Consider the following 18,871-nt stretch of genomic DNA (forward strand, 5'->3'; position numbering starts at 1 on the left):
ACAACAAGAGGGTAACCCCAGTTCTTTTCATTCCGGTTCTACTTGAGGAAGGTGACAATGACATGGGAGGGCTCTACTGAATGGACGGAATGGGGTACGCCAGCGCCGAGGTGGAGCACTGAGCCGCTACTCAGGCGATGCACAACTCCACCGGCGTGGAACTCCACCGCTCCCTGCGCTATCTGGACAACAATAGGAACTGGCGCGGAATGCTCGGGGAGCTCTATGCCCGCATCAAAGGCAACGTGAGTTACGCCCAGCTTGTCGGAGTCATAGATGCGCTTGGGAGAGTAGCCCCCTGCTGGTGCGGGGTTGTTCTTCTCCAGATCACTAACGCCGGTGGAAAGAGGCAAACCGGTTTCCAATGTAAAGATGCCTTCATCGAGGGAGGACATGCGTGCCTTTCTTGATAGATGAGTATTTTTGCCACTTCAGCCCTGGCGGACTCCTGTGGCTCACACCCGCACAGTTGAAAGACCATTTAAGTTAGCCTATCCTTTGCATTTATCCAAGGTGCAGGAATCATTATGGCGCACGCCCGTCCGTCCAATGGTTGCCCAAGCAACAAAGCGGAAGGAGAACCTTTGACTGCCTTAGCGCACAAGAATCCCCCCATCACCGGATCAATGAAGTTTGAAGGACTTCACTCCGACGTCTTCGTCGGCTTCAGTTCGCCCGAACTGCTGAGAATCAGTCGCTGCCTGGGAATACGGGAAAAGAGGGTGCAACGCGGCGACGTGCTGAGCAGGGAGGGCGAATCGCTGTCCCACATCGGAATCGTCTTGGAGGGCACCCTGTTTTCCAAGAGCACGAGCATCGAGGGCTCGACCCATCTGACGGAAATCATCAATCCTGGACAAGTATTCGGGGAGGACTTGTTGTGGGATCGCAAGCAGCGTACTCATCGCATGGTGCCGGCTTCTACTTCCGCCACTGTTTTATTACTGGGCATGAAGCGCATTTACGATCCAGACGGGCCGCTCTGCGATCTCCGTTTGCGCATGGTGGAAAATCTCTTCAGAGTGGTCAATGAAAAGAACCGAAGGCTTGAGCTGCACCTGCGCATGATGCTGCGCAAATCTTTGCGCGAAAGGCTCACCTTGTTCTTGAAAGATCAGTCTGCCCAGCAGCAGTCGCCGATGTTCACTATCCCCCTGAGGAGGAACGAGCTAGCCGAGCACCTCAATGTCGATCGAACGGCGCTCTCTCGAGAGCTATCTAAGATGAAAAGCGATCACTTGATTGACTATCACCGCAACAGCTTCCGCCTCCTAGAGCCTTAAGAATCTTTATCCCCCATCTGCGGGGATGACTCTAGCGGCAGGAGGGTGTCCATCTCACGCGAGGTACGCGCGACCACTTCGCGCCAGCTCCCAGTCTCGTTGTAGCACGCACGCTGGCGCTCGTAGCCTGCTCCGCCTGCGATGATCTCGCGGACGAGCTGCAGCTCATCGGCGCAGCCCAGCTCGCGGGAGAGGGGCTCGAGCTCGACGAGGAGATCCTCGAGTTCTTCCGTGATCCAGCGCTCGTCGGTCTCCCGGGAGGTAATGACGAGCGCTTCCATGCCATAGCGCGCGGCGCGCCACTTGTTCTCGGCAACGTGCCAAGGCTGGAGGATGGGCAGGGTTTCGCCGCGATCGATCATGCGGTCGTAGTAGACCACGAGGCAGTGGGTCAGGGCCACGATGGCGGAGAGCTCGCGGAGGTTGGAGGCGGCGTCGGAAATGCGGACCTCGATCGTGCCCCACTTGGAGGCGGGACGGATATCGAAGTGCATGGAACCGGTGTGGTTGATAACGCCAGATATGGCCTGGTCCCGGATATAGGACTGCCACTGCGCCCAGTTCTCAAATTGATAGGGAAGCCCGGCCGTGGGCAGCTGCTGGTAGAGCATGGTGCGGTTGGAGGCATAGCCTGTATCGAGGCCCTCCCAGCCAGGCGAGCAGGCGGAGATGGCCAGCAAGTGCGGGTACTTCGTCATCAGCGCGTTGATGATGGGCCAGACGCGGTCCTCGTGGCTGATGCCGACGTGAACGTGGGTGCCCCACAGCAACATCTGCTTGCCCCAGTACTGGGTGCGGTTGATGATCTCCGAGTAGCTGGCCTTATCGGAGACGGGGTTCTTCCGAAAGTCCGTGAAGGGATGCCCGCCGGAGGACCACAGGCGCACGCCCATTTCCTCGGCAGCGGCACGCACGGGCGCAAGGGAGGAAGAGAGATCCGCTATTGCCTCCGGGACGGTATGACAAATGCCTGTGACGAGCTCGACCGTGTTCTGCAGGAACTCTTTCTCCAGGTGCGATTCCGGGGAGGCGGCATTGACCTTTTCAATGAGCTCAGCGCCGCGCGGCACGAGGTCCCAGGTCTGCGGATCGACGAGAGCGATTTCCCACTCCACGCCAAGGGTGTGCTCGGGCGAGCGCGCGAACTTTTCTTCCGGAATCTTCACCCAGCCAGTCTAACGCTCGTGTGCGTTCGCCATCTGACTTTTATTTATTCTCCTGCGCCTAGGCCTGCGGGATGGCTAGCGCAACAATGATGCCGTTGTCAGCGGTGGCCTCGGAGGGGAACTTTCCTTCGATGGGGGCGACATCGGCCTGATAGACCGCCGCCACCTCACGGGCGAGGGACTCTGCGGCGCCGTCGCCGCTGGGGAAGAACACCGTGGTCTTGGGCACTGTGCGGAGATCACCAGGCAGGTTGCCCACGTAGCCGATGTTAAAACCGTCGCCCTTGAGGCGATCGGCCTCGAAGTTGGCCTTGCCCGCCTCGCCACTGTTGTTGAGTACGGCGACCTTGATGTCCTTGGGGTCACGCTCGGCGTTTCCGTTGCCCGGCGCGGCAGCCGGCGCCTGCCCCTCTGCTACGGGAGCTTCCTCGGCGGGGCGGGAATCGCCGGCGGCGTCTTTGGACTCCTCGCTCGGGCCTGCCTGCCCAGAGGGTGTAGCCGCAGCGCTTCCCTCTACGGGGGCGCTCATGGTGGCATCCGGGCTGGCGGAGGAGGATTCTTTATCGGAACTGCCGTAGCTTAGGGAGTACAAGCCCCACAGACCAAGCATGACGGCGACGGCGATGAGCACCATGGCCACGCCACGCAGGGGCATTCCCGCGGCGGCCTTCTCGGGGGCGGCGTGGGCGCCCGTTTCTGCAGACTTTTCCGGATTCACATTAGTCACATTGGTAACTTTAGCGCTCAGGTTCCCCATTGTTGCGCGCGGCGCGCCGCGTGTCCTCGCGTTTATCACGCACACGACGCAGGCGAGCAATGAGAGTTGGATAGGCCTGCGCGGCAGCAGGGACATCGACAAGCACGTTAAGGCGCTGATGATAACGCACGGGAGAAATCTTGAGGCGCGCCCTAATGGCTTCTTCCTTGCGTCCCTGGCCGCGCGGGGCATGTGACTCGAACTCCAAAATGGCCGCGTCTAGGTCTGACAGGGTGCTCATGCCTAAACTGTATGCCATGACTATTCGCCCCATCGTTATCCACGGCGACCCGGTACTCCACCACCCCACGGAGCCAGTGACCGAGCCGATTGATTCCCCCGAGCTGCAGACGCTCATCGCCGACATGTACGAGACCATGGACGTGGCCAACGGCGTGGGCCTAGCGGCCAACCAAGTAGGCGTGAGCAAGCGCCTCTTTGTCTACCACTGCCCCGACACCGACGGGCCCCATGGCACCGAGAAGCCGGATGGTGGCATGCGCAAGGGATGCGTCATCAACCCTGTGCTGGAGACCTCCGAAATCCCCGAGACCATGCCTTCCGACGACGGCTCCGAGGACGAGGGCTGCCTCTCCGTCCCCGGCGAGGGATTCCCCACCGGCCGCGCCGACTGGGCACGAGTGACCGGCAAGAACGAGCACGGCGAGGACATCACCGTGGAGGGCTACGGCTTCTTCGCGCGCATGCTCCAGCACGAGACGGGGCACCTCGACGGATACGTCTACACCGATACGCTTATCGGGCGCTACAAGCGCCAGGCTAAGAAGGCCATCAAACGCAACGGCTGGACCGAGCCGGGGTTGACGTGGATGCCCGGCGAAGAGGCCGATCCTTTCGGCCACGACGAGTACCCTTTCGAAGCCGAACACTAGGGACGGCGAGAAGCACATGAGCCATATTTTCCGCTCGGACGAGGTCAGCGTTGGTGACCGCGTCGTAGCGCGGCGCCAGATTGACGGCAGCTATAGCGACGTCCTCGGGCACGTCGTGGAGCTCAATCCCCTGCGCATTCGGCCCCAGGAGGTGGGAGGTTTTCCCTCCTCCCTGCCCGCGGTGGAGATCCCGCAATCGCAGCTGAAGATCATCAAGAAGCTCTCGCCGCGCACGATTCGCAACTCCGACATCCGCGCCATCGAAGTCGCCACCGCGGCCGCCTTCCCCGGCAAGGAACACACCTGGACCACCGACGGGCAGTGGCTCATGCGCGCCGGCGACGGCGTCACTGGGCGCTCCAACTCCGCCGCGCCGCTGGGCCCCTCCGCGGGCTTCAATGCCATCCCCATCGATGAGATCGATGAGTTTTATGCGCGCCACGGACTACCCACGCGCCTGCTCTTGCCGGAGCGCCTGGGTAAGCCTGCCGAACGCCTGCTCGGCCCCGACTGGGAGCTGGAGCCGGAGATCCTCGTCATGACTCGCGAGCTGGACTCACTGGAGTCGGTTCCAGGAGCTGAACCCGATCCTGCCTTCGAGATTTCGGAGCAACCCGACAAGGACTGGCTCGACCTCTACCACTTCCGCGGCCAGGCTCTGCATCCTGCCGCGCTGGAGTATCTGCGTCACCGCATCGAGGGAACCCTCGGCTTCGGGTGCATCCGCATCGACGGGGAGACCGTGGCGATAACGCGCGGCACCCTGACGCGCTCCGGCGACGGCACCTGCTGGCTGGGGTACTCGGCCGTAGAAGTGGCCGCTGACTGGCGCCGCCGCGGGCTTGGCACGCGCTTGGGCGCGCAGATGCTGCGCTGGGGCAAGGACAACGGCGCGAAGCGCGCTTATCTCCAGGTACAGTCCCGCAACACGCCCGGAATTGCCCTCTATACCAAGCTGGGATTTGGCGAGCACCACCGTCACCTCTACGCCACGCGGCGATGACTCAATTGAACGCGGTAACCTGTAGCCTATGCGCATAGCCACCTGGAATATCAACTCCGTCCGCACCCGCGTCACGCGTGCGGTGGATGTGTTGCACAGCCACGACCTCGACGTGCTGTGCCTACAGGAGACCAAAGTCGCCGACGATAAATTTCCCACCCAAGACTTCGTTGACGCCGGCTATCACGTGGCCTGCCACGGCCTCAACCAGTGGAATGGCGTGGCCATCATCTCCAGGGATCCGCTCAGCGATATTCAGACCTCCTTCCCCGAGCAGCCCGGCTTTGCCAAAGACCCGGACAAGCCCCAGAAGCTGGAGGCCCGCGCCCTCGGTGCCCGCATTCGCGGGGTGGAGATCTGGTCGCTCTACGTGCCCAATGGGCGCGAGATCACCGACCGCCACTACGACTATAAGCTGCAGTTTCTCTATTCCCTCTCGCGCTACGCCCATGCCCATGCGCAATCCAAGCTGCTGCTGGTGGGGGATTTCAACATCGCCCCGCGCGATGAGGACGTATGGGACATGGAGGCCTTCCGCGGCAAGACGCACGTGACCGAGCCAGAACGCGCGGCCTTTCAGATGCTCGAGGAAGCCGGCCTCGAGGAGGTAACCCGCCGCTACACCGAGAAACAGCGCTATACCTACTTTGATTACAAGGGCATGCGCTTCCAAAAGAACGAGGGAATGCGCATCGACTTCCAGCTCGCCTCGGCGCCGCTGGCCCGCACGGTGCGCGGTGCCCAGGTAGACCTAGTTGAGCGCGCGGGCGATAAAACCTCCGATCACGCCCCACTCATCGCCGATTTCGATCTCCCCGACTTCGACTCGGTCCGTTAAAGCCAGGGCGAGGACTAAAACTTATGACTCTCAGCCTCGATCTCACCATCTGGCAACTGATCTTCTTGATCGTCGATTACACGATAAAGATCATCGCCATCGGCGTGGTCCCAGAGGGCAGGCGCCCCTCGAGCTCCAGCGCTTGGCTGCTGGCCATTTTGCTGCTTCCCATCGTGGGTCTGCCGCTCTTCCTCCTCATGGGCTCGCCGTCTATCAACCGCCGGCGCCACCGCATTCAGCAAGAGGCCAATGAGCTCATCGAGGATGTCACGGCCAATACCCCGGATCACCCCTCCGGCAGGCTTTCCCCCGAGATAGAATCCGTCATTCGGCTCAACCGCACCCTGACGGGATACCCGGCACTTATCGGGCGCAACCAGGGTCTTTATGCGGACTATGAATCCGCTATCGAGGCCATGGCGCAGGCCATCGACAAGGCAGAGCACTACGTGCTCATCGAGGTCTACATCCAGTCCTGGGATGAGACCACCGACAGCTTCTATCAATCCCTCGCGCGCGCCACCGCCCGCGGAGTCAAGGTGAAACTGCTGCTCGATCAGATAGGCAGCATTAAGTATGACGGCTACTCCACCTTGGGCAAGCGCCTGAGCGCGATAGGCGTCGAATGGCACCTCACGCTGCCCATTCAGCTCCACAAGGCCCGTTTCCGCCGCCCCGACCTGCGCAATCACCGCAAGCTGCTCATCGTGGACGGGCACACGGGCTTCATCGGCTCAATGAACCTCATCAAACGCGAGTACCGCACCACCGACCGCTACTGGATCGACTACATGGTCAAGCTAACCGGGCCGGTGGTTACCTCGATGACGGGAATCTTTGCCGTGGATTGGTACATCGAGTCCAACGAGACCTTAGAGCTCGAGGCGCTGGACTATGACGACGGCGAGGCCGCGGACGTCAACTACCTTCAGCTCATCCCCTCAGGTCCCGGCTATACCACCGAGCCCAACCTGCGCATGTTCAATTCCCTGGTGCACCACGCCAAGCGGCGCCTCGTGATGGTCTCGCCTTACTTCGTCCCCGATGAATCCCTCCTCGAGGCCGTGACCACCGCGTGCTATCGCGGCGTACACGTAGAGCTCTACGTCTCCCGCAAGGCCGATCAATTCATGGTCAACCACGCCCAATCCTCCTACTACCAGGCGCTCCTGGAGGCAGGAATGCACATTTACCAATTCCCTGAGCCCTTTGTCCTGCATTCCAAGTTCGTCCTCACCGACCCGGATGATGAGGAGGGCGATCCACTGTGCATGTTTGGCTCGTCCAACATGGACATGCGCTCCTTCGGCCTGAATTACGAGTCCACCATGCTGGTGGCCAAGGGCGACCTCATCGCGCAGTTCAATGAGCTGGCCGGCAACTACCGCGCCGTGTGCCACGAACTCACCCTCGCGGAATGGAACGAGCGCGGATACTTCCGCCGCTACGTCGACAACGCCATGCGCCTGACCTCCGCGCTGCAGTAACTAGAGCTTCATCACGCCTGCGGCAGCCTGCGGGTGGCAAAGGTGACGCCGACTAGGGCAATGGCGGTGCAGATGACCATGCCTACGCCCATGGTCATGAGCGCGTCACTGCCCAGTCCCATCAGCGGGCTGACCGCCCCGGCCAGGCAGGACTGCATGAACCCCATGATGGCGGTCACGGAGCCCGCCCGCTTACGCATGAGCCCGGTGGCCAAAGCGGTGGAATTGCCCATGATGAATCCGGTGGGAGCCACGGCGCAAAAGAGGATTCCTAGGATGAGCCACACGGGAGCGCCCGCGACAATCGACGCCGCCAGCGCCACCGTAGACACAAAAGCCGCAGCCACCCCAACACGCAACAGCGTGGCGGAAGAGTAGGTATCGAGGGCCTTGGCGTTGAGCAGGGTGGCGGCGAACAGGCCCAAGGAGTTGCAGGCAAAGACGAGCGAATAGCCCGCCGCGGAGAAGCCGAATTCTTCCTGCATGACGAAGGAAGATGCGGCGATGTAGCAAAACATCGAGCAGAAGCCAAAGGCCATGGTCACCACGAAGCCCCAGAAGCGCAGACTCTTGGCCACAGCCAGGTAGTTCCGCGCCACGGTGGACACGAGGTGATCGTGGGGACGCCCGCCCGCAGTCTCCGGAACCACGATGATAGCCAGGACAAACTGCAGCGCGTGGAGGGCGGCGAGCACCCAGAAGATTCCGCGCCAGCCCAAAGGCTGCGCCAGTACCCCACCGATAACTGGGGCGACTGCTGGGGCGATGCCCTGGAGAGCCATGAGCAAAGAGTAGGCCTTGGCCGCGGCCTTGCCGGCCAAGAGATCCGGTACCACCGCGCGCGCGAGAACCACGCAGGCTCCCCCGCCGAGCCCCTGCAGGGCCCGCGCGAATACAAGTACCTCAATGGAGGGCGCAAGGGCGGCGAGGACGGAGGCCGCCAGTGCGCAGCCGGCGCCTGCGATTAATAGGCCCTTGCGCCCTATCGCATCACTTAGGGGGCCAATTACCAGCTGGCCCAGCCCCATCCCGATGAAGAAGCCGGTGAGGGTGAGCTGCACAAGGGCGCGGCTAGTGTCTAGATCCTCGACGATAGCGGGCAACACCGGCAGGTACATGTCGGTGGCAAAGGGCGCGGTGGCCGAAAGCAGGGCCAGGGTGCCAAGAAGCGGCAGCGGGATCATGCATCGCGCTTAATCAACAAGAATGCCCCCAGGATCCATAGCGCCAAGGACCAGCAGAAGAAGACCACGCCGGAGCCCGTGGCCGAATCCCACCAGGCATATTGGGAGGGCTCCATGTCTGCTAACCAATTGTTAAAAGCGGTAAAAGGCATGAAGTCAATGATCCGCTCGCCCACCTTCGGGATGAGCTGCACAAAGGAATCGATGCCCAGGTAAAGGATCAGGCTGATGGATACAGCGCCCGCCGTCTGGCGCAGCAGCAAGCCCACGCCCTGGCTAAACAGAACGAGAATCGCGGTAGCCAATGGGTAGAGCCACAGCAGGCGGCGACCCGCATCATCACTGAAAGGCTTGAAGCCATCCGCGAGATCCCCTGGCGCGAAGACGCTGGTGAGCAGGTAGGCACCAACTATGGCGACGAATACCAAGAAGGCTGCGAAGATCGCGTACAAGAAGTACTTGACCACAGCGACCATCCAGCGCCGCGGGTTGGCCATGTAGACAGTTGACTGCACACCATAGCGATACTCGGTGGTTATCACCATGGTGGCCTGGATTATCAACACGGGAAGCCCCAGCATGAGCAGGACTGTGGTGGCGCTCTGCGGGCTGAGCAGGTTGAGCTCAGCCGCGCCCTCGACCTGTCCGCTCAGGGAGGCGTTAAGGATAGCCCAGCCCCAAGCAAAGAACAGGAATACGGCGGTGGTCCACCAGAAGGAACGCGTGGTGTGGAGTTTGGTCCACTCGGCCTTGACTGTATTAAGCAGCATTTACTTCTGCGCCTCCTGGTTAGTGGGCTCCTGGGTACTCTGCTCCGCGATGACCAGCGGAGTATTGCCGTGGTACTGCACGGAGTCTCCGGTCAACTGCATGAAGGCATCCTCGAGGGAGGCACGCTTGAGGCTGAGCTCATTGAGCGGTACTCCGGTGGAATAGGCCAGCTGGCCCACCGAGTCGGTGGTGCGATTCTTGATGACGAGGGTCGGCCGGCCTTCCTCGTCGGCGGCTTCCTGGAAGTCCACCGCCTCCTCGCGCAGGGCACCGGCAAATTCCTTGAGGTACTCCGAGCGCACAATGACTGAGGATTGGGAATGTTCTTTGACAAAGTCATAGGTGGATTGATTTGCCACTAGCTTGCCGCGGCCAATGACAACGAGGTGGTCAGCGGTCAGCGACATCTCTGAAAGCAGGTGCGAGGAGATCAACACCGTGCGACCCTCAGCGGCGAGGGCGCGTACGAGGGAGCGCACCCAGCGGATTCCCTCGGGGTCAAGGCCGTTGACGGGCTCATCAAGAATGAGAATCTCCGGATCCCCCAACAAAGCGCCGGCTAGGCCGAGGCGCTGGCCCATGCCGAGGGAGAATCCGCCGGCCTTCTTCCCGGCGACGTCACTCAGGCCCACGAGGTCAAGGACCTCATCAACGCGAGAGGTGCTGATGCCATTGGATTGAGCCATCCACTTTAGGTGGTTGGCGGCACTGCGGTTGGGGTGCACCGCCTTGGCGTCAAGGAGGGCTCCGACCACGCGTAGCGGGTGCTTGAGCTCGCTATAATGCTGCCCGTTGACCAACGATTGCCCCATCGTTGGCTCATCGAGGCCCAAAATCATGCGCATCGTGGTCGACTTGCCTGCACCATTGGGACCCAAGAAACCGGTGACTATGCCTGGTTCCACCTTGAAGGTTAGGTCATCGACAGCGCGGACGGACTTGTACTGCTTTGTCAGTCCCTCTACTTCAATCATAAAGACTAGAGTGCCATAAAAGTTGCGCCGCTATTGCTTAAGGTGTGCAAAACGCTGCCGCAGGTAGGGAAAGGCTTTCCGAAATGCCCCCAGCAGTGGCAGTTTTTCCACCTCGTCGAGCGCCACCCAACGCAGCTCCTCCGATTCCGCATTGGCAACGGTGGCAAGCCGCTCGCCGTGGAGCGTCTGCGCCAGCACCGTTGTATAAGTCCACTGCCCGGGCAACTGCGCCGCAGCAGGATAAGGGCCCGCCGTGACCTCTTCCCCCAGCACCGTTACGTCGCGCGCCTCGATAGCGCATTCCTCATGGGTCTCGCGCAATGCTGCCGCTACAGCAGGTTCCTCAAAATCACGGGCACCGCCAGGAATACCCCACGTGTGCCCGGCATTCGTCCACGTGGCCCGAAACTGCAGGAGCACCTCATCGCCCGCAACGAGGAAAAGCCCGGCCGCACCAAACTTCCCCCAGACCTTGATTCCGTCAGGCCCTGCTGCCCAACCATCACCGCTGCCCTGTGCTTTCATGGATGCCGCCTCACTGCCTGCGGCGGACGAATAACGGGAGGAAAGGCGCGACGCGTGAGCGGATTCAGGTGACTGGGATGTCATAGCGCCCATACTAACCTTTTGCGACGAGGCTCTCGACTCCGAGTCCTTAAGAAATAGGTGTGGCAATGGTGGCATCGTCCTCAGGTCGGGCGCTATTCTAAAGGAATGAAAGAGTCAGGAATGAAGGTGGCTGACGTGCATGATCTGCGCGTTCACCCGGCCGATCACTGGCTCGATGATCTCACGGAGCCGGCCACTCCGGCTTTCAATAACGTCACCCAGCTGGCAATGAATTCCTTCGCCGGCCCCGCCCGCCTGCTGCGGCGGCTCTATGGCTTCGCCTCGACTACTCCGGGCAAGCTTTTTACCGTCACGGTGATCCTCACCCTAGCTCTGGGCGCGGCCGGGATATCGATGTCTAATTCCTCCGCGGCACGCCACAGCGCGCTCGATGAGCTGCTGAGCACCACGGAACCCATGGCGAACTCTGCTCACCACCTCTATACCTCTCTGTCCCTGGCAGATACGGTGGCCACCACGGGATTCGTCCAGGCAGGCGTGGAGTCCGCTGATAATCGCCAGCGCTACAACGAGGCCATCGATGCTGCCTCCGTCGCGGCCACCCAGGCCGTGCTCGGCACCAGCCCAGAGGATCAGCGGATCCGGGATCTCGTCACCTTTATCCAACGCGAGCTGCCGGTTTATACCGCCATGGTGGAGAAGGCACAATCTAATCACCGCGCCGGAAACTCGGTGGCTAGCTCCTATATGTCGAATGCCTCGAGCCTCATGCGCGAGCAGATCCTGCCCGCCGCGGCCGAGCTCTTTCAGCGCGCCTCCTACAAGGTCAACGAGCAGCAGCAAAGGCTGACCACCCCGCAATGGGTGCCGCTCTCCGGCCTCCTCGCAGCACTGTTTTTCCTCTTCATCGCGCAGTGGTGGCTGTGGCGGCTGACCAGGCGCAGATTCAATCGCGGCTTCCTGGCCGCCACCATCATGCTAATCATCGCCTTATCCTGGGCAGGTGGCTCCAACCTCGCCACATGGGCGGCGGGCCACCAAGGCTTTGCCACCGCCTCACGGCCCTGGGATTCCCTCACCGCCTCGCGCATCGAGGCGCAGCAGACACGCACCTCGGAGACCCTGGCTCTGGTGCTGCGCTCCTCGCAGCAGGACATGCGCGTGCAGTTCCAAAGCACGGTGCATTCCATCAACTCCGCGCTCGGGGACTATGAAAACGCCCTGCGTGATGAGGATGTTCCCGCCTCTAACCCCGTGCTCATTCCACAGGCCCGCGCGGCAACGGAACGCTGGACCGACGCCCACGATCGCCTCATGGAGGCCCTCAGCGAGGGCGATTATGATCATGCACTCACCCTGGCCACGGATGCCACCCCGGGAAATAAGGAGGTCACCACCGCGCGAGCCTTCGCCGATACGGATACCGCCTTGGCCCAGCTCATCGCCGAGGCCCGCGTGTCCATGCGCTCCTACCTTGAGCAGGGCCTCAACGCCGTAACCACGGTGGCAACGGCCGTCTTGCTTCTCACCATCGCGGCTATCATCGCCGTCTGGCTGGGCATTCGTCCACGGCTGCAGGAGTACCTGTGATGAAGAAAAAGCTCTGCGCACTCCTCACGAGTGTCATCGCCCTTGCAACGTCCGGCTGTTCTTTCCTCCCCTCACGGAACACCCCGCCGGCCCCCCAAGAGCGGGTGGCCAACCTCCAGGTCAGACCGGGGCCTCCGCTGCCGGAGGGCTCGGTCCTGCGCTCGGCTGGCTCTCTTACTCCGCCTCGGACCAGCACGCAGGAGCTCGTTGGGTCTTATCGCCCTGATGACCGCAGCCCTGCGGAACGTGTACCGGACATCGTCAAGCGTGGGCGCGTCATCGTGGGAGTGGACCGTTCCAATAACCTGCTCAGCTACCGCGATACCGCCTCGGGTGAGGTGCGCGGCTTCGAGGTAGATATTGCCCACGAGATCGCGCGCGATATATTCGGTGACCCCAACCGGGTGGATTTCCGTTTCGTCGAATCCTCCGAGCGCACCCAAGCGCTCAATGAGGGGACGGTGGACCTCATCGTGCGCACCATGACCATTACCCCCGAGCGCGAGCGAGAGGTTTCTTTTTCCACCCCCTACCTCACCACGAATACCCGCACGCTGGTGCTGAGCAGCTCAGGGATTAACTCCATGGAAGATACCGCCGGTCGCACGCTATGCGCGGTGCAAGGCTCGACGGCCCTGGGCGCCATCGCCGAGCACGCGCCACGGGCGAACGTCCTAGAGACCGTCTCCTGGGGTGATTGCCTCATGGCGCTGCAGCTCAACCAGACCGACGGCATCGTTGTCGATGATACCGTCCTGTCTGGAATGCTGGCCCAAGACGCCTATACCTCCATCGTGGGCGAAAGCCTCAAGACGGAGAACTACGGCATTGCCATGCGGCGCAACAGTGAGAAGTATGACGCACGCCCGCTGGTGCGCCAGGTCAATTCCACCTTGGAGCGCATCCAAAGAGACGGCACCTGGAACCGGATTTATAACCAGTGGCTGGGCGCATACCTGCCCCAGCCCACGCTTCCCGCGCCGCGTTATATTGATGAAACCCCACAAGAACACGGTGACGAAGCTGCGAAGAAATCTGCCACTGACGCCCCGGAGGAGAACTAGATGACCAAAAACACCCAGTTTGGCTCCTTCAGCGAGGACGAGCTCGACCATCTCGAGCCGGAGGTCGATGATTCCCACACCCAGGCCGTCAAATATGATCCCTTCGCAGATGAGGATGAGGGTCCGGACACCGATGCCGTAGCCTATGATCCCTTCGCCAACGAGGAAGAAGGCCCGGACACCGACGCCGTGGCCTACGATCCGCTCGCGGATGAGCCCGGGGACTACGACGGCGACCCCGAAAACATCGCCGCCCTCATCGCGGACCTAGGTAACCTGCGTGACAGGCGGCGCCAGGAGGATCCCTCCAAGCGCTCGCGGCGCAAGGCGCTCGACACTTTCCGCGAACGCCGCACCGCGCAGCGCACCGACCGTGAGGTGGCCGATGGCATGGCCACGCTGCCCTTCGTTACCCCGCGCCCGGCCACGGAAGTGCTCATCGATCCGACGCAGAAGAAGGCGCCGGCACCGCAGCTTCAGCCAGGTGACATGGTGGCCGGTCAATACGAGATCCTCGGGGTCATCGCCCACGGCGGCATGGGCTGGATCTACCTGGCCAACGATCACTTTGTCTCCGGGCGAATGGTGGTGCTCAAGGGGCTGCAGTCCCAGAAGTCCGAGGATGAGAAGGACGCGGCCATCGCCGAGCGTGAGTTCTTGGCCGATATTACCCACCCCGGGATCGTGAAGATTTTCAACTTCATCGATGATCAGCGCGTACCCGGCGGCTTCATCGTCATGGAGTACGTGGGCGGGCCTTCCCTGCGCGAGCGCCGCAAGCAGCAGCCCGGCGAGCTCTTCCCCGTCGATACCGCCATTGCCTATATCCTCGAAATCCTCCCGGCGCTTGATTATCTCCACTCCCGCGGCGTGGTTTACAACGATCTCAAGCCCGATAACATCATCGTCACCGAGGACCAGGTCAAGCTCATTGACCTGGGGGCGGTCTCCGGAATCGGCGCCTTTGGCTACATCTACGGCACCAACGGTTTCCAGGCCCCCGAGGTGGCCACGCAGGGCCCCTCCATCGCCAGCGATGTCTACACTGTCGGGCGCACCTTGGCCGCCTTGACCCTGCACCTGCCCACCGAGGATGGCGCGTTCAAGCCGGGGATTCCTTCCCCCAGCGTGGAGCCGGAGCTGCGCCGCTACCTCTCCTTCTACCGCCTCCTGCTGCGCGCCACTGACCCCGACCCGGCGCGCCGCTTTTCCAGCCTCGATGAGATGCGCAATCAGCTCTTCGGGGTGTTGCGTGAGGTCATCGCCATCCGGGATGGCATCCAGCATCCCGCCCAGCACTCTTTCTTCTCCCCGCAGCGCACCACCTTCGGCACCAAGCACCTGGTGTTCCGCACCGATCAGCTTATCGACGGCATCGACCGCACCGTGCGCATCACCGCCCCCGAGGTGGTATCCGCGCTGCCCACACCCCTGCTCGATCGTGCGGATGTCGGCGCGGCACTCCTGCAAGGCGCCTCCTATACCGAGCCCCAGGAGGCCCTGGAAACGCTGCGTCAGGCCATGCAGACCCCCGAGTACGAGTCCTCGGCGGAGATTCCGCTCGGCGTCGTTCGCTCCATGATCGACCTCGGCTACACCGGGCAGGCGCGTGAGTGGCTTCTCTCCATCGAGGAGCAGCTCGGCCAGGACTGGCGCTATCAGTGGTACGCCGGGGTGGTGGAGCTATTGCACGATGATTTCCGCGATGCCCAGGTGCACTTTGCCAACGTCCTTGACCAGCTCCCAGGCGAGTCTGCTCCCAAGCTCGCGCTGGCCGCCATCAACGAGCTCATCTTGCAGCAGATGGGCTTTAATGAGACCTCACTCATCGAGCCCAGTCTCGCGCGCGCCTGTTCCAATCTGCGCACTACCCTCGCTGATCTCCCCGATCGCGTATTCATTGAGCACCCCGACATCTGGGATCACGTCACGGATAGCCCGGCACACTTGCGCTTTAATTCGATGAGGCTCTATGGCGTGGTGTGGGCGACCAATCCCACGACGGTCTCCTCCGCTTTCGGCCTCGCGCGTCAGCTCCGCGCCGAGCACGAGGTGGAGCTCGCCGTGGCAACGCTCGACAAGGTTCCCAACGCCTCGCGGCACCACCGCATGGCGCGGCTGACCACCATCGTGCAGTTTATTACGCAGGATCTGACCGAGTCGCGGATTCGGCGCGCGGCTAGGCGTCTGGAGGAGATCCCCCACAACGAGCCGCGCTTCTTGCAGGTCAAGGTGGCTGTCATCTCCGCGGGCTTGAGCTTCTTGCGCGAAAACAAGCTGAAAGAGGCCGCCTCCCCCAACGACCTCTTCGAGTTCCCTTTCACCCAGCGCGGCTTGCGCTATGGGCTTGCCGACGCCCTCCGGGCATTAGCCCGCCAAGCACCGTTCTCCCGCCACCGCTACGCCCTGGTTGACTTGGCCAACCAGGTACGCCCGATAACGTTGTTCTAAGCAGGCGCCGGAGCCTGCCGTGGCTGGCTAGTAGAGCCCAGCCTCTCGCGCGGATTCGGCAACGGCTGCGGACTTGCGGGCGATGGCCAGTTCCTCGTTGGTGGGGACGACGAATACCTTGACCGGGGAATCCGGGGTGGAAATCATGCGCGCTTCCTGCGAGCGCACCAGGTTGGCTTCCTTGTCGAACTTGATGCCGTACATCTCCAGGTTGAACAGCGCGTCCTGGCGGACCTCGGTGTCATTCTCACCCACGCCGGCGGTGAACGTGATGGCATCGACGCGGCCGAGGATGATCATGTACGCACCGATGAAGCGGCGCAGCTGGTGAATGTAGATGTTATAAGCCAGCCAGGCATCCTGGTCCTCGGCGCGAATCATCTCCCGCAGGACACGGAAGTCATTGACGCCGGAGAGGCCCTTGACGCCGGACTGCTTGTTGAGCAGCGTGTCGATCTCATCGACCTTCATCCCTGCCTGGCGCACTAGGTGGAAGATGATGCCCGGATCGATGTCACCGGAACGGGTACCCATGGCCAGGCCGGCCAGCGGGGTAAGGCCCATCGAGGTATCTAGCGGCCGGCCGTGGCGGATGGCGGCCGCGGAGGCACCATTACCCAGGTGCAGGGTGATCTGGTTGACCTCATCCGGGTCCTTGTCTAGCAGCTGCGCGACTTTCTGCGAGATGAACTCGTGGGAGGTGCCGTGGAAGCCATAGCGCCGGATATCGTACTGGGAGGCCACCTCATTGTTGATGGCATAGAGTGCGGACGCCGGCGGAAGGGCGTGGAAGAAGCTGGTATCGAAGACGGCGATATGCGGAATATCCGGCAGGATGGCGCGGCCCACGCGGATGCCGTCCAGGTTGGCTGGGTTGTGCAAAGGCGCCAGCGGGATAAGGTCCTCGATCATGGCCTCGATTTCATCCACGATGAGCTGGGGCTCGGAGAATACGATGCCGCCGTGAACAACGCGGTGGCCCACGGCGATGAGATCCACATCCGTCGGCCCGACCTTGTTGGCCGCCATGATCTCGAAGGCGCGCTCAAGCCCGTAGGTGTGGTCTGGGATCTCGAGCTCCTCGCGGATCTCCTCCCCGCCACGCAGCGTGACGTTGATGGCGCCAGAGTGCTCGCCAATCTGCTCGACCAAACCGCTCACGAGAGGGGCATCGTTAGTGTGTCCGTGTGGATCGACAACCTGGAACTTGATGGAGGAAGAACCAGAGTTGAGAACTAGTACGTAGCTCATTTACTTTCCTCCTGCCTGAATGGCGGTAATAGCGACGGTGTTGATGATGTCCGGAACGGTGGCTCCACGAGAAAGATCGTTGACCGGCTTGTTCAGGCCCTGCAAGATGGGGCCGACTGCCAGCGCGCCACCGGTGCGCTGTGCGGTTTTATATCCAATGTTTCCGGCCTCGAGGTCGGGGAAGATGAATACGTTAGCGCGTCCAGCCACGCTGGACTCCGGAGCCTTCTTTGCTGCGACGCCCGGGTCACAGGCGGCGTCGAACTGCAACGGACCATCGACCTTCATCTGCGGGTCTACCTTGTGGGCAGCCTCGACGGCCTCGACCGCGCGGTCGACGTCAGGGCCGGTGCCGGAGGTGCCGGTGGAATAAGACAGGATAGCCACGCGCGGGTCAATGCCGAATTGCGCGGCGGTATGCGCCGAGCTGGCGGCGATTTCTCCCAGCTGCTGAGCTGTGGGGTTAGGGTTGACGGCGCAATCGCCGAAGGCCCACAGGCGCCCGCGCATGACCATGAGGAAGATGGAGGATACCACGGAGGCACCCGGCGCGGTCTTGATGATCTGGAAGGAAGGTTTGATGGTGTGCGCGGTGGTGTGCGCGGCACCGGAGACCATGCCATCTGCCAGGCCCTTGTGCACCATCATGGTGGCGAAGTAAGAGATGTCCTGCATGGTTTCGCGGGCCTGCTCGAGGGTGACGCCCTTCTTCTTGCGCAGCTCGGCGAAGTCCGCGGCGAACTCCTCCGCCAGCGGGGAGGTGAGGTGATCGATGAGCTCTACTCCGGCGAGGGAGATGCCAAGCTTCTCGGCGCGCTCCTTAATTTCTTCCGGCTCACCCAGGATGGTCAGCTTGGCAACTCCGCCTTTGACCAGTTCCCCTGCCGCCTCCAGGATGCGGTCATCCTCACCTTCCGGCAGGACGATATGGGCACCGGCTGCGGTGGCCTGCTCCAAAAGCTGCTTCTGGAATACGGTGGGGCTCATAACCGGTTCCACGGCGGGCAGCGCGCTCAATGCAGCGGGCACCTCGCTCACGTCCGTGAATACTCCGGCCACGGTGGTTCCCAGCGAGGCTGCGTGCTCGGCATCGAGCTGGGCTGCGCGCGGCGAGTCGCCGGCAATGAGCACGAAAGGAACGCCCAAGGAGGCGGCCACGTCAGCGTCGAAGTGAACGTCACCCACGCCCTGGATGACTACGGGCTGTGCGGGTACCTCGGTCAGCACCTCCGCGATGGAGGGGCTAAGCTCATCAAGACGAATAAAGGTAGCCCCCAATTGGGGGGCTAATCCGGAGATGTCGAGGCCTTGAAAGCCTCGACCATTAACGCTGATCAGCGCGGAACTTTGGGAAGACATGCGGAAACCTTTCTCTCGCCGCCATGTGACGGCGGTAATTCATGTGCTCGGGATCACCTTTGAGAGCGCATGGTGACGATCCCACCCTACTTGAAGCACCTGCCCGCTGCGGGTTGAAAATGGAACTCGTTTCTCACTTCTTCCATTAAGAGCATCTTTATGCAACGCAGGTCACACAGTTGATTTCATTCCGGTGCTCACGCGTAGAATATTCGAGGAAGTAACGTAGA

Annotated in this window: 18 protein-coding genes; 8 read left to right on the top strand and 10 right to left on the bottom strand. The window is 61.9% G+C overall.

What is annotated here, in order from left to right:
* Positions 1-38: 38 nt before the first annotated feature.
* Complete coding sequence (locus B2696_RS05125; RefSeq protein WP_276623349.1) at positions 39-395, bottom strand: cupin domain-containing protein; 357 nt, start codon at positions 393-395, stop codon at positions 39-41.
* A gap of 132 nt (positions 396-527) precedes the next feature.
* Between B2696_RS05125 and B2696_RS05130 the strand changes: the two genes are divergently transcribed.
* Positions 528-1,283 (top strand): Crp/Fnr family transcriptional regulator, encoded by a 756-nt coding sequence (locus B2696_RS05130; protein WP_286954294.1) that lies wholly within the window; start codon positions 528-530, stop codon positions 1,281-1,283.
* Here the strand turns inward: B2696_RS05130 and B2696_RS05135 are convergent.
* The 3 genes from B2696_RS05135 to B2696_RS05145 are packed head-to-tail and all read right to left on the bottom strand — an operon-like array spanning position 1,280 to position 3,447.
* Entirely contained in the window at positions 1,280-2,449 is a 1,170-nt protein-coding gene (locus tag B2696_RS05135) for a glutamate--cysteine ligase (protein WP_141255864.1), read from the bottom strand. The two genes, B2696_RS05130 and B2696_RS05135, sit on opposite strands and share 4 nt — an antisense overlap.
* 58 nt (positions 2,450-2,507) lie before the next feature.
* A complete protein-coding gene (locus tag B2696_RS05140; protein WP_286954296.1) occupies positions 2,508-3,176 on the bottom strand; it encodes a LytR C-terminal domain-containing protein in 669 nt (222 codons plus the stop codon).
* Between the two features lie 10 nt (positions 3,177-3,186).
* Positions 3,187-3,447, bottom strand: coding sequence for a DUF3263 domain-containing protein (locus B2696_RS05145; protein WP_075730603.1), 261 nt, complete (start codon positions 3,445-3,447; stop codon positions 3,187-3,189).
* A gap of 16 nt (positions 3,448-3,463) precedes the next feature.
* Here B2696_RS05145 and B2696_RS05150 point away from each other — a divergent pair, with 16 nt between their 5' ends.
* From B2696_RS05150 to B2696_RS05165, 4 genes are read left to right on the top strand one after another with little or no spacing between them, the layout of a single operon-like run.
* On the top strand, positions 3,464-4,099 hold the full coding sequence (locus tag B2696_RS05150; RefSeq protein ID WP_286954297.1) for a peptide deformylase: 636 nt from the start codon (positions 3,464-3,466) through the stop codon (positions 4,097-4,099).
* A gap of 16 nt (positions 4,100-4,115) precedes the next feature.
* Positions 4,116-5,102, top strand: a complete 987-nt coding sequence (locus tag B2696_RS05155) for an N-acetylglutamate synthase, CG3035 family (protein WP_286954298.1) — start codon at positions 4,116-4,118, stop codon at positions 5,100-5,102.
* 28 nt (positions 5,103-5,130) lie between these two features.
* Entirely contained in the window at positions 5,131-5,940 is an 810-nt protein-coding gene (locus B2696_RS05160) for an exodeoxyribonuclease III (RefSeq protein ID WP_286954299.1), read from the top strand.
* 23 nt (positions 5,941-5,963) lie between these two features.
* Positions 5,964-7,427, top strand: a complete 1,464-nt coding sequence (locus tag B2696_RS05165) for a phospholipase D-like domain-containing protein (RefSeq protein WP_286954300.1) — start codon at positions 5,964-5,966, stop codon at positions 7,425-7,427.
* 11 nt (positions 7,428-7,438) lie between these two features.
* On the opposite strand, the gene B2696_RS05170 is transcribed toward B2696_RS05165, so the two are convergent.
* The 4 genes from B2696_RS05170 to B2696_RS05185 are packed head-to-tail and all read right to left on the bottom strand — an operon-like array spanning position 7,439 to position 10,881.
* Entirely contained in the window at positions 7,439-8,611 is a 1,173-nt protein-coding gene (locus B2696_RS05170; protein ID WP_286954301.1) for a multidrug effflux MFS transporter, read from the bottom strand.
* On the bottom strand, positions 8,608-9,381 hold the full coding sequence (locus B2696_RS05175; protein ID WP_286954302.1) for an ABC transporter permease: 774 nt from the start codon (positions 9,379-9,381) through the stop codon (positions 8,608-8,610). Before B2696_RS05175 ends, B2696_RS05170 begins: the two co-directional genes overlap by 4 nt.
* Positions 9,382-10,356, bottom strand: coding sequence for an ABC transporter ATP-binding protein (locus B2696_RS05180; protein WP_075730609.1), 975 nt, complete (start codon positions 10,354-10,356; stop codon positions 9,382-9,384).
* Positions 10,357-10,386: 30 nt separating this feature from the next.
* Positions 10,387-10,881 carry an NUDIX domain-containing protein gene (locus B2696_RS05185; protein WP_286954311.1) on the bottom strand — a complete coding sequence of 165 codons (495 nt, stop codon included), beginning with the start codon at positions 10,879-10,881 and terminating at the stop codon, positions 10,387-10,389.
* A 189-nt stretch (positions 10,882-11,070) separates the two neighbouring features.
* Between B2696_RS05185 and B2696_RS05190 the strand changes: the two genes are divergently transcribed.
* The 3 genes from B2696_RS05190 to B2696_RS05200 are packed head-to-tail and all read left to right on the top strand — an operon-like array spanning position 11,071 to position 16,031.
* Positions 11,071-12,516 (top strand): hypothetical protein, encoded by a 1,446-nt coding sequence (locus tag B2696_RS05190; protein ID WP_286954303.1) that lies wholly within the window; start codon positions 11,071-11,073, stop codon positions 12,514-12,516.
* Positions 12,516-13,580 carry a glutamate ABC transporter substrate-binding protein gene (locus B2696_RS05195; RefSeq protein WP_075730612.1) on the top strand — a complete coding sequence of 355 codons (1,065 nt, stop codon included), beginning with the start codon at positions 12,516-12,518 and terminating at the stop codon, positions 13,578-13,580. The genes B2696_RS05190 and B2696_RS05195 overlap by 1 nt, the downstream gene beginning before the upstream one ends.
* Positions 13,581-16,031, top strand: a complete 2,451-nt coding sequence (locus B2696_RS05200; RefSeq protein WP_075730613.1) for a serine/threonine protein kinase — start codon at positions 13,581-13,583, stop codon at positions 16,029-16,031.
* A 27-nt stretch (positions 16,032-16,058) separates the two neighbouring features.
* On the opposite strand, the gene B2696_RS05205 is transcribed toward B2696_RS05200, so the two are convergent.
* Both B2696_RS05205 and pta read right to left on the bottom strand, forming a co-directional pair.
* Positions 16,059-17,282 carry an acetate kinase gene (locus tag B2696_RS05205; protein ID WP_286954304.1) on the bottom strand — a complete coding sequence of 408 codons (1,224 nt, stop codon included), beginning with the start codon at positions 17,280-17,282 and terminating at the stop codon, positions 16,059-16,061.
* Positions 17,283-18,641: a phosphate acetyltransferase gene (gene pta, locus B2696_RS05210; RefSeq protein WP_286954305.1), complete on the bottom strand. Its 1,359-nt coding sequence runs from the start codon at positions 18,639-18,641 to the stop codon at positions 17,283-17,285.
* Positions 18,642-18,871 lie beyond the last annotated feature (230 nt).

Origin of the sequence: Corynebacterium sp. UBA4397 (genome assembly GCF_002390965.1) — a bacterium.
Lineage (GTDB): Bacteria > Actinomycetota > Actinomycetes > Mycobacteriales > Mycobacteriaceae > Corynebacterium > Corynebacterium flavescens.

Coding starts and splice junctions, on each gene's coding strand:
- B2696_RS05125 (WP_276623349.1), bottom strand. CDS start 395: ATGTCCTCCCTCGATGAAGGCATCTTTACATTGGAAACCGGTTTGCCT.
- B2696_RS05130 (WP_286954294.1), top strand. CDS start 528: ATGGCGCACGCCCGTCCGTCCAATGGTTGCCCAAGCAACAAAGCGGAA.
- B2696_RS05145 (WP_075730603.1), bottom strand. CDS start 3,447: ATGAGCACCCTGTCAGACCTAGACGCGGCCATTTTGGAGTTCGAGTCA.
- B2696_RS05150 (WP_286954297.1), top strand. CDS start 3,464: ATGACTATTCGCCCCATCGTTATCCACGGCGACCCGGTACTCCACCAC.
- B2696_RS05155 (WP_286954298.1), top strand. CDS start 4,116: ATGAGCCATATTTTCCGCTCGGACGAGGTCAGCGTTGGTGACCGCGTC.
- B2696_RS05160 (WP_286954299.1), top strand. CDS start 5,131: ATGCGCATAGCCACCTGGAATATCAACTCCGTCCGCACCCGCGTCACG.
- B2696_RS05165 (WP_286954300.1), top strand. CDS start 5,964: ATGACTCTCAGCCTCGATCTCACCATCTGGCAACTGATCTTCTTGATC.
- B2696_RS05170 (WP_286954301.1), bottom strand. CDS start 8,611: ATGATCCCGCTGCCGCTTCTTGGCACCCTGGCCCTGCTTTCGGCCACC.
- B2696_RS05175 (WP_286954302.1), bottom strand. CDS start 9,381: ATGCTGCTTAATACAGTCAAGGCCGAGTGGACCAAACTCCACACCACG.
- B2696_RS05180 (WP_075730609.1), bottom strand. CDS start 10,356: ATGATTGAAGTAGAGGGACTGACAAAGCAGTACAAGTCCGTCCGCGCT.
- B2696_RS05185 (WP_286954311.1), bottom strand. CDS start 10,881: ATGAAAGCACAGGGCAGCGGTGATGGTTGGGCAGCAGGGCCTGACGGA.
- B2696_RS05190 (WP_286954303.1), top strand. CDS start 11,071: ATGAAAGAGTCAGGAATGAAGGTGGCTGACGTGCATGATCTGCGCGTT.
- B2696_RS05195 (WP_075730612.1), top strand. CDS start 12,516: ATGAAGAAAAAGCTCTGCGCACTCCTCACGAGTGTCATCGCCCTTGCA.
- B2696_RS05200 (WP_075730613.1), top strand. CDS start 13,581: ATGACCAAAAACACCCAGTTTGGCTCCTTCAGCGAGGACGAGCTCGAC.
- B2696_RS05205 (WP_286954304.1), bottom strand. CDS start 17,282: ATGAGCTACGTACTAGTTCTCAACTCTGGTTCTTCCTCCATCAAGTTC.
- pta (WP_286954305.1), bottom strand. CDS start 18,641: ATGTCTTCCCAAAGTTCCGCGCTGATCAGCGTTAATGGTCGAGGCTTT.